Origin of the sequence: Oceanobacillus bengalensis (assembly GCF_003628445.1) — a bacterium.
Taxonomy (GTDB): Bacteria; Bacillota; Bacilli; order Bacillales; family Amphibacillaceae; genus Oceanobacillus; species Oceanobacillus bengalensis.
In genome coordinates, this window is the sequence record NZ_RBZO01000007.1 from 20328 (window position 1) to 33629 (window position 13302).

The following is a 13302-nucleotide window of genomic DNA, read 5'->3' on the forward strand; positions in this document are numbered from 1 at the left end:
TCCTCTATGTCGAATATGTATTTATAATACTAAATAAGGTATGTGGGGGAGGAAGTAGGGTGAAGGTAGGTCGAAATGATTCCTGCCCTTGTGGGAGTGGGAGAAAATTCAAGAAATGTTGTCTGCTTAACAATGGGAATATCGAAGTAAATAAGGAGAAACCTTCTATAGAAAAGTGGAGCACCACACGTGTAGAAAAACTAGAGACAGAGCAAATTATTGAAAGGCTTGCTTCCTACAATATTCCAATAAATATTGAAAGTACGGTTACTGATATAAAAAATGTTTCTTCTGCAAGTGATTTAGTTAGAAAGTGGTTGGAAAAGGCATCTTTTGATAATGAGGATAGGATAGTTGATTTTCTTTTACCAGCTATAAAAGTATTAGCAAAAAGATTAGTACCAAACCACTTTTTTCTAGAAACATTGGAAGATTGGCTCCAAATTGGTTATGAATTGGAACGGTATGATAAGAGTCATACTGTTATGATATGGTGGAAGGCTTGGAAAGCGTTAGACAAATGGGTTGCTACTACTGAAATTTCCTCTATTCAGGACTTAGATAATAGAAACAATGGTTTGATGAAACTAGTTCTTGCAAATTGGATAGAAGACTTTGACCATGTTTTATATGATGAAGGTTTAAAAGATAAACTTTCTGTAACGATAAGAAAATTCGTTGCTGAGGATTTCCTTGTTCGATTTCCTAATTCCGACAAAACCCTACTAGACCGTATGATAGTAGCTAAAGGTGAATCCTCCTTTTTATTAGGTGAGCACAACCAAACGGATCAGACATTTCAAGATTATGCAAATGAACACCCAAACAATGCTTGGATTTATATACATTGGGGAGATTTGTATAATCCTGAAATGAATTCAATAGCACGGGAAAAAGATAAGGCGATTTATCTTTATAAAAAGGCGATAAAAAAAACAAAGGTAGGCTCAATTTTTGAACTTGCAGAGGACAGGCTTAAAGAGTTAGGTGTAGGAATGAAGAGTGTTTAATAAGAATATTAACTAATAGGGAAACCCGCTTCAAATCACATGAAGCGGGTTTCCCTATTTATATTTAAACAAATGTTTGTTCATAAAATATTTGACAATAACCGACAAAATTCGAGGAGTGACAGGCACCTAATCTTCTGTTTCTTCTAGTTGATATGCTCCAGCATCATCGCCATAGTACCTGTTATATCTTTTCTTGAATTTCCCAAAGAGATACGTAACTAGTACTTTTAGTATAGCGTATCCAGGAATTCCGAGTATCACACCAATAATGCCAAATAAATTTCCGGCAACTAAGAGTACGATAATTATCGTTAGCGGATGAACCTTCATCGTTCTCCCCATAATATTAGGTGAGATTAAGTTTCCTTCTAATAATTGAACTGCTGCCCACACAATTGCTAATTTTATTAGCATAAATGGTGAATCAACTAATGCAATAATTGCTGCAGGGATAATTGCTATAGTTGGCCCCAAATAAGGGATTACACTAGTAACGGCAGCAACGATTGCCAATGTAATAGCATAAGGTAGGCCGATGATTAAGTATCCAATGAACAATAAAATTCCGATACAAGACGCAACAATAATCTGCCCTTGAATATACGAACCAACTTGGGTATCCATGTTGGTCAGGATTTGATTTGTATCACCTCTAAATTTTGGAGGTAATAGCTTTAAACAAAACGCTTTAAATCTCTTACCGTCTTTAAGAAGGAAGAATAAGATAAAAGGAAATGTAATAATAGCAATTGCCACATTGGTTAGTGCATTTGCAACATTCCTCACACCCTGAAATGCATCTACTAAATAGGATCCAATCATAGCAGGTAAATCACTAAAATTTGATATAAGCCAATTGTACCCTTCATCATAGTAAGGACCGAGGAAAGAATTCTGTAGCCATACAGTGATTCCTTCTCCCATTTGTGTCATATATTTAGGGAAATTGTTCACTAATTCGGTAATTTGCGTTTCAATAGCTGGGGCAACTAATAGAATGATTCCAGTTAATAAGCCACTTATTCCCAAGATTAAAATGAGAATACCCCAAATTCGTTTAATCCGGAATCGTTCTAAGAAATCTACTATAGGGTTCAGTAGATAGTATGCAACGAAAGCGAGAATAATTGGTGGAGTTACGGTTGATAAAAGAACGACCAATGGATAAAACACAAATGACACTTGATTGTAAACGAAGATCATCATTCCGACTAGAATTAATAGACCGAGTAGGTAGTACAAATTTTTACCGCCTAAAAATTTCATGAACTTACTTGATTCCCACATTTGCGTGCTCCTTTTTTTGACTTTGCTCTAATTATAGTAGAAAAAGGATGAATATTCCAATTTAGAAAGCAAACAGTGCCTGCCACTGCTCGTTTTTGACATCATTTGACAAAAACCGACAAGTGACAGGCACCTCAGGTTAGCTTGTTGCTCTAAGTTTACTTTCTTTCATAGAGATTAATATGGTACCAAAGGATACGATGGCGAGAATTCCACCGATAGTTGCATTAAGTTCTACTGATGCTTGTTCAATTACAAATCCACCTATCGTTGATCCGAATGCAATCCCTAAATGTAAGGAAGAGTTGTTTAAGCTAATTTGAATATTTGATGAAGCTGGAGCAGAATCCATTAAGTAACTTTGCATTGGTGGTGTAATCGTCCAACTCATCATTCCCCAAATGACCATTACAACTAAAAATAGCGGCAATGAAAAAGTCGTATATGGTATGGCGAAGATAGCACAAGCAAATAAAATAATAATTCCATAAATAGACGGTTTCGTACCAATACGGTCTGCTAAATTCCCACCAACTGCTCCACCACTAACTGCGGCAATTCCAAATATAAGGTAGATGATACTTACCCATGTTCCATCTAGCCCCATTGTCGTTTTTACAAAGGGTGTTAAATAAGTATATAAGGTAGCATGCCCTGCAATAAGAATGAATGTCGTTAAGTGTGCAAATAATATTTTTCGTTCCTTAAGTGTAGCGAATTGCTCTGAAAGGGATAGTTGCTTTGTTGGTGCAACTCTTCCCATAAAGAAGTAAATCCCAGTAATGGAGAATAGTGTTAAAATCGAAATAAAAATAAATGGCGCTCTCCATCCAAATGCATTTCCTAACATGAGTCCAATTGGAACTCCAAGTACCAATGAACCGCTAACACCCATGTTTACTATTCCAATTGCTCTACCACGATATCGAGGTTCAACGATGTTTGCCGCCATGACAACACATAATACGATGAGTAAAGAACTGCTCGCAGCAGAAATAATACGGCCAATAAATAATACGGTATAGTTTGGACTGAAAACAGCTACAATATTTCCAAGTAAAAATACAAGTAATGTAATAATTGTTAAACGTTTTCTCTCAAACCTTGCAGTAATTACAGATAGAATTGGGGCAGATATAGCAAAGGTCAAAGAAAAAATAGTTATTAATAGTCCTGCTAGTCCAACACTAACTCCTAAATCGGTGGCTACTAAGTCAATAATCCCACCAATAATCAATTCAACCATCCCAACAACAAAGGAAACGATTGTTAGTAAATAAACTCTTTTATCCATTAAATAACGCCTTTCTATGTTGAAGATTCCTATTATATAGTATGTCTAATTATAAAATTATACAAGCTGTTAAAAATTACTGAAAATAATCTGCTTGAAAAGGGTTTATATTTAATAAAAGTGGGTATAAAAAAGGTAGAAATAGTTTACAAAGAAGAAATTAATTGGGATGTTTGTTATACTTGAGTTACCTCTTGGAAGGAGAAAGACCGATGAGTAAAGAAAAAAAGCTACAAAAAGATGCAATGCGTGTACTTAAAGAGACAAGCAGAACATTTTTTATTCCAATTAATTTATTAAATCCAACGCTAAAAATGACAGTAGGATCAGCATATTTATGCATGCGTGCAATTGATGAAATTGAAGATCATGAAATGCTTGACCCCGATACAAAGCAATATTTATTGCGCTCTACAAGGGAGCTCCTAAATGAAAGTGACTTCAATGAAGTTGCTTACCAGAAGCTAGTTAAACCTTATGAAGCCCAGTTACCAGAGGTTACACTCAGACTTGGTGATTGGATTAATGTCTGTCCAATAGAGATACTTGACAAAGTAAAAGAGTCTACTGGTATAATGGCAGATGGCATGGCTAAATGGGTTCAAAGAAATTGGGTAGTAAAGACAAAAGAAGATTTAGATGAATATACATACTATGTAGCGGGCTTGGTAGGCGTTATGCTTTCAGACATATGGGAATGGTACAATAATACCCAAACAGATCGTGAGTTAGCAATTGGCTATGGTAGAGGATTACAGGCTGTCAATATGTTGAGAAATCAATATGAAGACGCTGATCGAGGGGTAAACTTCTTACCAGAAGATTGGTCACGAGAAGATATGTTTCAATATGCAAAAGCCAATTTACAATTAGCAGATGAGTACATAAAGTCAATCGAAACGAAAACAATTTTGCACTTTTGTAAAATTCCACTAGCCTTGGCGAAGAGAACGTTAAAGGCGTTAGATAGTGGTGAAGAAAAAATGTCTCGTAAAGATGTTGAGACAACCGTTAAAGAAATCATAGGCGAATAATAAAAAATAAAATAGCACGATTAGAAAAAACTAATCGTGCTATTTTGTGCGAAATTATAGTATTTTTAATATTCCGAATAAAATTAAGGAGGTGTTGGATTCCAGATGATTCTTGGAAAAGTCCCTTAGCGAAGAAAAATTAATATCCAAAGAAAAGTTGGGAAATTTTCGGTTTAATGAATGTAAAGCTTAAATTCATTTTTCTGGGGAATAAATAATTGATAATAAGAAAAAACTGGAGATATCTTTAGAAAATAGAGCAAGTAAATGGTTGCCATTGATTATAATAATGATTGTATTTATAAATTAATCTCTATTCAGGTGGTCTATAATGGGCAGAAATCTCTATCCTACCCGCACTTGTTCCTAATAAAATTAGGAGGAAAAACGTGAATTCAAAAAAGAAAGCAAAATTAGATTGGCCCGTATTTCTGATAAGTGGTGGTTTCTTAATTCTATTTATCATATTGTCGTTTATTAGTAATGATATGGTTGGAAATACTATTTCAACATTATTTGACTTATCAGCAGATTTATTTGGAGCCTATTGGCAAGTGCTATTATTGTTAAACTTTTTAATCGGATTAGGATTAGCTTTTTCTAAATATGGAAGGGTTCGATTGGGAAATCAGGATAAACCAAAGTATAGTTTCTTTGGCTGGGTTTCCATGATATTAGTTACCCTACTTGCAAGTGGTGGTGTGTTTTGGGCGGCTTCTGAGCCAATGGAACACTTTATGAGTACCCCACCATTATTTGGAGGAGGCGAGTTTAACAATATTCCAGCTGCATTTGCCCAATCATTCATGCATTGGGGATTTACTGCATGGGCAATACTTGGAACGTTAGCTACCATTGTAATGATGTATGTCCATTACAATAAAAAATTACCATTACGTCCAAGAGGGCTATTATATCCAATATTTGGTGAGAAAATTTACCACAAAAGTGTTATTGGTTCTGCAGCAGATATCTTTTCAATAATAGCTACAGTTGCTGGTACGCTGGGGCCACTTGGATTCCTAGGCTTACAAATTTCTTATGGTCTTAACCATTTATTCGATGTTCCTAATACGTTAACGGTTAGTATTATCGTCGTTTTAGTATTAGTTACGATCGCAGCAATTTCAGCGGCGACAGGGGTAGACCGTGGGATATACATTTTAAGTAATTACAATGTATATTTTACAATCTTCCTAGCAGCCGTGATTTTAATTATTGGTCCAACAATGTTTATAATTGATGCTTTTGTTGGGGGGACAGGTTTCCATCTTCAGCACTTCTTTGAAATGAGTTTATATCGTGGTGATGAAAGTTGGCTAGGATGGTGGACAATCTTCTTCTGGGGATGGTTTATCGGATATGCCCCGATGCTTATCGTATTTATTAGTAGAATATCACGAGGCAGAACGATAAGAGAGTTAATTATCGCTGTGTCGGTTGTAGCACCACTGGTAAATAATTTTTGGTTTTCAGTTGTTGGTGGAACAGGCGTGTTTTATGAAACGCAAAACCCTGGCTCTGTTTCAGGCGCGCTTAGTGAAGGTGGCATGCCAGCTGCGGTAATGGCAATTACGGATCAACTGCCTGCTGGAACGTTAATGGGCTTAGGTTTCTTGCTTGTTTCAATCATTTTTGTTGCAACAACAACAGATACAATGGCGTATACAGTAGCAGCAACATTAACAGGTAATGACCATCCAAAGAAATGGTTACGCGTATTTTGGGCATTTATCTTTGGGTTGACAACCGTAATGATATTAACAATTGGAGAAGATAGTATTTCATCTATTCAAAATTCAATTGTAATAACTGCAGTTCCAGTATCGTTACTATTACTGCCGCCACTATGGAATGCACCGAGAATTGCTAAAAAGATGGCGATAGAACAAGGACTCATGTGGCAAAGAGAAATGCGGAAGAAAGTTGATAAATAACATACGAAGAGCCTTCATTATCCTGTAAGGGATTGATGAAGGCTCTTTGCTTAGCAAATTTCCATATAAGTTAGTGATACCTTAAGATTAGCATTTTTTTCACGAATTCGATCTAACATCTCTTTGTCCTTTGTATCGTGTTTGCAGCGTACTGCATACGTGTATAAAATCATTGTACCTAAGTTTGTTGTTTCAACCTGGCGAAGAGAACTGCTTATCGTAAAGGCCTCAAATACATCATCTAAGAGATTTTCGTGGTTTAGATTTTCTGGGACGGTTACTTTTAATATTTGCGTATCTTTCCCTATACCATATTTAAATTTGTAAAGTAAATAAAATAATAAACTTGCAAATATCGTTAATAATATTGCTAGCTGAAATTGATAGAGTCCACAGGTCATCCCTACGCATAATCCGAAAAAGATGTATGCAATATCTTTAGCATCAGTCACTGCACTTCGAAAGCGAATTAATGAAAATACAGCAAATAATCCAAAGGCAACTCCAGCATTATCACTTACTACTGTCATTACGACGGAAACAATTACACTCATCATAATGATCGTGTGGACGAAATTCTGGGAGTATCTTTCTCCTGTGAACGTTAATTGGTAGACAAAAGTAATAATAAAACTAAGAATTGTCACTACGGCCATCGCTAATATACTCATCATAATTGTTGGTTCTAACTCATTATTTACAAAAAGACTATTGATGAAATCCATTTTACATTGCTCCTAACTCTATATTTTCTGTAGTAATTTGATTCGGAAGTTTATTCTGTTTCAATAATTCTAAACTCGTGCAAAATTTGGATGCACTTCTTTGTTTGCAATTGATTTGTTGTAAAATACGTGTTAGCCATAAAGGGACACTATCGTTTACTTTTACTTCTAATACGATAAGATTTTTATCAATAAAGTTTATACCGTGAGGCCCTTTTTCCACTTGCAGGTCGTCATTTCTACAACGAAGGTTATGGTCAAAAGTTATTCTTAAATCAGGGTCGTAGATACAATGAAGTGCATGACGGTCATAACTTACAACCATCGCAGGCTCTAATCGGTATAGTGAGCGAAAATAATCAATTTCACGTAATACTTGTAGATTTGAAGTTTCATAGCTATCTAATGAGCAGTTCTCTAACCTTTCTAGATAACGGTATGCTTCCTTTAATGGAAGAAGCATTCGCCGTTTATTTACTACATCCTTGTGTTTCTGTTTTACCTCAAAAAAAGCTGTACTATTGATATCCGTGTCATTGTAAATTCTTAAGCGAAGTTTCTGCCTGTACCTTAGTTTGTTTTTAGTTTCAAAGTAAATTTTGTAGTCTGAGCTTTCAAAATATAGACTTGTGACTGTGTACATACCATCTACGCCAAATTTATCTGGGCGCATATATGGTAACAACTGATAGACAAGCTCAGAGTATTGATCAGTTGTTATAAGATACTTCTGTTCTCTTCTTCTAAAAATCTCAATCGTCATCATTCCTCCTCCTCCCTAATATGTACTTTAATGCATCTATGTAAGATTCCAATGTGAAACAGATGAGGGTTTGATGATAAATAAATGTGAATTTATTAATTTATTGTAAAGGTTCCCTTATTAGCAAAAAAATGAATACAAACGTTTGTTTTAAATTTGTGGAAAAAAATTAAGAGACCACTAGTTGTGGTCTCTTATAGTCGGTTGAGGTTAGTTAAAATATTTCTTTAGTAATGCTCTTACTCCGAGGTAGATTAATACTAACGCAAAGACGATTACTGCAATAACTCCGATAGTCATTAATATCGTTTCAATAGTAATTAAGAAGGCAAGGCCTATTGCGGTAGCAAAGTATCCAACAAGTATCAACGCAAACCCTGAAAGCATTGCCGCTAAATATAACAATACGCATGGCATAGCAATTCCCTCCTTCCACTATATACAATATGAGGAAGTAAAGGGAATGCTTGTATGGTTGTCTAGCATTCTGCTAAATTCGTTAAATTAGAAGCACTGAAACGAATTAATTTGATTTAAGTCTATGCCGAAATAAACCCATCTCCAACCATTCCATCTCCAACCAGCAATGGAGTTTCTTCCAACAAAAGTAGGATAGTACCAGAAGGAATCTCTTCTTAACCAAACATAAGTGAAACGGCGTAAACATCCACGGATTCCACCTGGGTCAACTGCGAAAGTTTGGAATTGTGATTGCTCTGGAGTGAAATTTGGTGGTGCAGATGCTGGTGGTCCATCTTGGCCGCCTCCTGTTCCAGGTCCGCCGCCAGGAAAACCTCCAGGTCCTCCACCTGGGAACCCGCCAGGTCCTCCGCCAGGAAAACCTCCAGGCCCTCCACCTGGGAACCCGCCAGGCCCTCCACCTGGGAACCCGCCAGGCCCACTACCAGGACCTCCTCCTGGTCCAAACATTTGATTTAATATATACCATGGAAGGTTAAATTGTCTGTTTTCCTCATTATCTTGATATGGTGGTTGATAATGTTGCGGATAATAATTATTCATGAAATATTTCCCCCTTTAAAATCGTTCTCTTCAATATATGGGGAAATGGTCTAGATGGGGAGTGATTTTCTAAAGAATAGGCATTTGCATAGGATTTATGAATAAAATGAGTGAATAGAAAAACCAACAAATAGGTTAGACGCCCATTTCCGTTGTTATATTTTTATTATTGTTTCTGTTTTCATTCGAGATACAAGAAGCCAACCAATGATTGACCCAGTTAGACTGCTTACGAGAAACGGTGGAATAAATGCGAATGCACCCACTGCATTGCCCATTAAAAGATAAGCAAATGGTATAGCAACGAATGCCCCAATAATTCCACTGCCTAAACCTTCACCAATTGCAGCCAAGGGCTTTTTGTTAGATTTCTTATAAAAGTATCCTGCTAAGAAGGCTCCAACCATGCTACCAGGAAATGCTAGTAATGTACCTAGTCCAAGCATATTCCGTAAGAGACTAATCATAAAGGCGATGATTACAGCAGGTCCAGGACCGAGTAAGACCCCAGCTGCGACATTTATGGCATGTTGCATTGGATATGCTCTAACAACGCCTGCGGGAAACCAGATTAATTGGGCAGTAATCGTTCCAATTGCAATGAACACGGCCATTGTAGTGATGAGTCGGGTTTTATTCATAATTTCCTCCTTTCCCTATTAAGAACAGCAAAAAAGCCAGATCCAATGATGATTGGACCTGGCTCATTAATTCTTGAGAATAATAGGTTGACAGTTTCGTCCCACTACTTCCCTCCGCTGGTATTAACCAGATCAGGTCCATAAGGGTCGGAAACCTATCCTCTCAGCCCATCATTTTGGGCACCCCTAGTAGTTAGATAATTTTTTTAATTTGTAGACAACAATAGGATAACAAATATTTTAAAAAATAACAATTCATAATTAAAAATAGTTAGCCTCCCTAAACAATACATGATATAAATAGATTAATTAAAACAAGGAGATTTTCAGAATGATAGTTAGATTAAGTCACAATGATAAGGAAACGGCTAAGCGAATTTTAGAAATTCAAATTCCAGCATACAGGGTGGAAGCAGAAATGATCGGGTTCCATGATATACCGCAGCTTAACGATACGGTGAAATCAATCATGGGGAGCGGGGAGACCTTTCTCGGTTATATGGATGGACCAAATTTACTTGGAGTACTGTCGTTTGTTGATAGGAATAATGATATTGAAATCTGTCGTCTAGTCGTTCATCCAACTTTTTTTAGAAAGGGAATTGCAAGAAAGTTATTGGCATACATTTTGTCCAAAAGTGAAACAGAAAAAAGAATAACTGTAAGTACAGGGGATAGGAATGAACCAGCGATGAATCTCTACCAATGTTCTGGTTTCAGTAAATTTGCTGAAACAGAAATTAATGACGGGGTTTATTTGGCTCACTTAGAAAGAAAGGGAAATGAAGGGGGAGGAGGAAGGCTGGCATGACATTCTTTAAAGTAGAAAACCTAGAAAAGCATGATAAAGATTCAATTTTGTTTCCAACTTTTAATTTAGAAATGGCTGAAAAGGAGATCGTAGCTATTTATTCCACATTAAATGTCAGGCATACGATATTGGGCATGATTACAGGCGAAATACCAATTTCATCAGGTAATATAATGATTAGTGGTAGTAGTCTCCGGAAAGATCGAATGACATATTTTAGAGAGATAGGTATATGTTTTTTTGAAGAAGGTTTATATGAACGATTAACGATAAAAGACTATTTAAGGTTCTTTGGTGATTTATATAATTTCAAACAAACGTTTGATCAAATTTTTCAACTAGTACAGTTACATACAAAGAAAAATGTAAAGATTAAGCACCTATCTGGTTCAGAAAAAAGAAGAGTTCAATTTGCTAGATTACTAATACAAAATCCAAAGCTATACATTTTGGAGGAAGCCGATTTACATGTAGATATGGAAACAAAACGGGTACTTATTAATATGATCCATCACATTAAGGAAGGAGGAAAAAGTGTCTTAATCCTAACAGGAAGTATGGAAAGTGCAATTACATTAGCAGATCAAGTCTTTCGTTTAGACGAGGATGGTTTACGTAAAATAGAAACCGAAACGGAAGAAGTGACTGGAAAGGCAGAGGAAGTTGCGCAAATTGAGAAGGAATCTGAAATTATCCCCATCGGGTTCAATAAGATTCCTACAAAAGTAAATGATAAAATTGTCCTATTTGACCCGCCTGAAATTGATTACATAGAAAGTTACGATGGCGGGTCAAAAATTTATATTAGAGGTGATATCTTTCCGAGTACCCTTACACTAAATCATTTAGAAGAAAAATTGCGGGCCTATGGATTTTTTAGATGTCATCGTTCTTATATAGTTAATTTGCAAAAAGTTCGTGAAGTTATTACCTGGACAAGAAATAGTTATAGTTTAGTGCTTGATGATAAGAAAAAGACTTCTATTCCATTATCTAAGAGTAAAATGGTGTTGTTAAAGGAACTGTTGGGACTAAAATAAGCTCCATTCATTCTAACAATTACTCCTTTCATGGAAAATATAGTGTTTTTCACTCCTTTTTTGATTAATCTATAGGTGTAAGCAAAACGAATTTGCAAAGGGGAATGAATGTTGGAGAACGTAATTGAAGTGAAACATTTAGCAAAAGTATTTGGAAATCAAACAGCATTGGAAGATGTAAATTTCAGTGTACAAAAAGGGGAAACTTTTGGGTTCTTAGGTCCGAGTGGATCTGGAAAAACAACAACTATAAAAATCCTGACAGGTCAATTATCACCAACCTCAGGAGAGATTAAGGTATTAGATCTTCCATTCCTATCTTTAAAGAAATCAGATTATCGAAAAAGAATTGGTGTTTTAACAGACAATAGTGGACTATATCAAAGACTATCCATCTATGAAAATTTGAAATTATATTGTCAGCTATATGATGTACCGATAAAACGAATAGACGAAGTATTGGAGACTGTTAACCTAGCTAGCGAAGCAAAAAAGGTAGTTTCAAAATTATCAAAAGGAATGCTACAACGTGTAACGTTAGCAAGAGCTTTCCTACATGAACCTGATTTATTGTTTTTAGACGAACCGACATCTGCTCTTGATCCAGTAAACTCAAAACATATACATAAGGGATTAAAAAAGTTAAATGATAAAGGTACAACCATCTTTTTAACCACACATGATATGAGTGAGGCAGAACAGCTATGTGATAGAGTGGCATTTTTAAATAAAGGCCAAATTAGATTATTAGATGCGCCAAAGATGTTACGCCTGAAGTATGCTGATGAATCAATTCAGGTACAGTTAACCAATGGCAAAGAAATTCTAATTCCTAAGGGTCCTGAGGGGGCAGATGAACTGCATAACTATATGTCTAAGGGCCAAGTAGTATCTATTCATTCAAATGAACCAACATTAGGAGATATTTTCGTAGAGATTACTGGGAGGGAATTAATATGACATTTCGCGTGAAACGAATGTATGCAATTTTTCAAAAGGACCTGAAGGATTTATCCAAGAATATGTATATAGGATCAACGGTGTTCATGGCAGTTTTGCTTGCTGCACTTTATGGAAGAATGGATGGCATCACATTAGAGTTACATTTTATGGTGATTAATATGACTTTTGCAATCGTAACGGGCTTTATTCAATGTGCAATTATTGCCGAAGAAAAGGAAAAAAATACGTTGCGTGGTCTTATGTTATCTCCGGCTACGATATCCGAAATTATGGCTGGCAAAAGTTTAGTAAGCTTTATTACTACCATTGTCACTCTAATAATTTGTATGTGGCTAACTGGATATACACCAGCAAGTATACTACCTATTGCAATTGCAATCATTTTATCTATCTTTTTCTATATTGCTATGGGAACTCTTTTGGGATTATTAAGTAAATCAGTAATGGAGGCTTCCGTTATCGTTTTACCAGTATTATTTATTTTTGGATTTGGCTCTTTTCTAGTAGGTTTTATAGATGAATATCCAGTTCTAAAGGTTATTGAGTATTTCCCAAATGTACAAATCATTGATTTAGCATATAAGGTTGAAGAAGGATTAGGTTTTGGAGATATTTGGTCCCATTTAGGTGTAATTATGGCTTGGGTGGTTGTGACAGCTCTGATTACTATAGTAGTATTTAAGAAAAGGGAAATGGACGAATAAATTGTCGATATTTCCTGGGAAATGCTGTCGAACTTTTTGAAAAAATGTTGGGTTTTTTCTTACTAAT

At 35.8% G+C, this 13302-nt stretch carries 14 protein-coding genes and 1 riboswitch; of the genes, 7 read left to right on the plus strand and 7 right to left on the minus strand.

Annotated features, from left to right (window positions below; all coding sequences use genetic code 11):
• The first annotated feature begins 59 nt into the window (after window positions 1–59).
• Window positions 60–1010, plus strand: a complete 951-nt coding sequence (locus D8M05_RS05975; RefSeq protein WP_183072718.1) for an SEC-C metal-binding domain-containing protein — start codon at window positions 60–62, stop codon at window positions 1008–1010.
• Between the two features lie 129 nt (window positions 1011–1139).
• Here the strand turns inward: D8M05_RS05975 and D8M05_RS05980 are convergent, their stop codons facing one another.
• Together D8M05_RS05980 and D8M05_RS05985 are read right to left on the minus strand one after the other, a co-directional pair.
• Window positions 1140–2300 (minus strand): AI-2E family transporter, encoded by a 1161-nt coding sequence (locus tag D8M05_RS05980; protein WP_121129647.1) that lies wholly within the window; start codon window positions 2298–2300, stop codon window positions 1140–1142.
• A 139-nt stretch (window positions 2301–2439) separates the two neighbouring features.
• On the minus strand, window positions 2440–3594 hold the full coding sequence (locus D8M05_RS05985; RefSeq protein ID WP_121129649.1) for an MFS transporter: 1155 nt from the start codon (window positions 3592–3594) through the stop codon (window positions 2440–2442).
• Between the two features lie 212 nt (window positions 3595–3806).
• Between D8M05_RS05985 and D8M05_RS05990 the strand changes: the two genes are divergently transcribed.
• Window positions 3807–4628 carry a squalene/phytoene synthase family protein gene (locus D8M05_RS05990; RefSeq protein ID WP_121129651.1) on the plus strand — a complete coding sequence of 274 codons (822 nt, stop codon included), beginning with the start codon at window positions 3807–3809 and terminating at the stop codon, window positions 4626–4628.
• Between the two features lie 389 nt (window positions 4629–5017).
• The gene (locus D8M05_RS05995) at window positions 5018–6565 is read left to right on the plus strand and encodes a BCCT family transporter (RefSeq protein WP_121129653.1); all 1548 of its coding nucleotides are present in this window, start codon (window positions 5018–5020) and stop codon (window positions 6563–6565) included.
• A 50-nt stretch (window positions 6566–6615) separates the two neighbouring features.
• Here D8M05_RS05995 and D8M05_RS06000 read toward each other — a convergent pair whose 3' ends face one another.
• The 5 genes from D8M05_RS06000 to thiW all read right to left on the minus strand — a co-directional run bounded on the left by D8M05_RS06000 (window position 6616) and on the right by thiW (window position 9717).
• Complete coding sequence (locus tag D8M05_RS06000; protein WP_121129655.1) at window positions 6616–7290, minus strand: DUF4956 domain-containing protein; 675 nt, start codon at window positions 7288–7290, stop codon at window positions 6616–6618.
• 1 nt (window position 7291) lies between these two features.
• On the minus strand, window positions 7292–8056 hold the full coding sequence (locus tag D8M05_RS06005; RefSeq protein ID WP_245985218.1) for a polyphosphate polymerase domain-containing protein: 765 nt from the start codon (window positions 8054–8056) through the stop codon (window positions 7292–7294).
• Window positions 8057–8263: 207 nt separating this feature from the next.
• A complete protein-coding gene (locus tag D8M05_RS06010; protein ID WP_121129659.1) occupies window positions 8264–8470 on the minus strand; it encodes a hypothetical protein in 207 nt (68 codons plus the stop codon).
• A gap of 87 nt (window positions 8471–8557) precedes the next feature.
• Entirely contained in the window at window positions 8558–9076 is a 519-nt protein-coding gene (locus D8M05_RS06015; RefSeq protein WP_121129661.1) for a hypothetical protein, read from the minus strand.
• A 155-nt stretch (window positions 9077–9231) separates the two neighbouring features.
• Window positions 9232–9717 (minus strand): energy coupling factor transporter S component ThiW, encoded by a 486-nt coding sequence (gene thiW / locus D8M05_RS06020; RefSeq protein WP_121129663.1) that lies wholly within the window; start codon window positions 9715–9717, stop codon window positions 9232–9234.
• Window positions 9718–9809: 92 nt separating this feature from the next.
• Window positions 9810–9915: riboswitch (TPP riboswitch) on the minus strand.
• Between the two features lie 133 nt (window positions 9916–10048).
• Between thiW and D8M05_RS06025 the strand changes: the two genes are divergently transcribed.
• The 4 genes from D8M05_RS06025 (at window position 10049) to D8M05_RS06040 (ending at window position 13235) form a co-directional block, all read left to right on the plus strand.
• Complete coding sequence (locus tag D8M05_RS06025; RefSeq protein ID WP_121129665.1) at window positions 10049–10528, plus strand: GNAT family N-acetyltransferase; 480 nt, start codon at window positions 10049–10051, stop codon at window positions 10526–10528.
• Entirely contained in the window at window positions 10525–11568 is a 1044-nt protein-coding gene (locus D8M05_RS06030) for a LytTR family transcriptional regulator DNA-binding domain-containing protein (protein ID WP_121129667.1), read from the plus strand. Before D8M05_RS06025 ends, D8M05_RS06030 begins: the two co-directional genes overlap by 4 nt.
• Window positions 11569–11679: 111 nt before the next feature.
• The gene (locus D8M05_RS06035) at window positions 11680–12528 is read left to right on the plus strand and encodes an ABC transporter ATP-binding protein (protein WP_121129669.1); all 849 of its coding nucleotides are present in this window, start codon (window positions 11680–11682) and stop codon (window positions 12526–12528) included.
• The gene (locus D8M05_RS06040) at window positions 12525–13235 is read left to right on the plus strand and encodes an ABC transporter permease (protein WP_121129671.1); all 711 of its coding nucleotides are present in this window, start codon (window positions 12525–12527) and stop codon (window positions 13233–13235) included. Before D8M05_RS06035 ends, D8M05_RS06040 begins: the two co-directional genes overlap by 4 nt.
• Window positions 13236–13302: the final 67 nt, after the last annotated feature.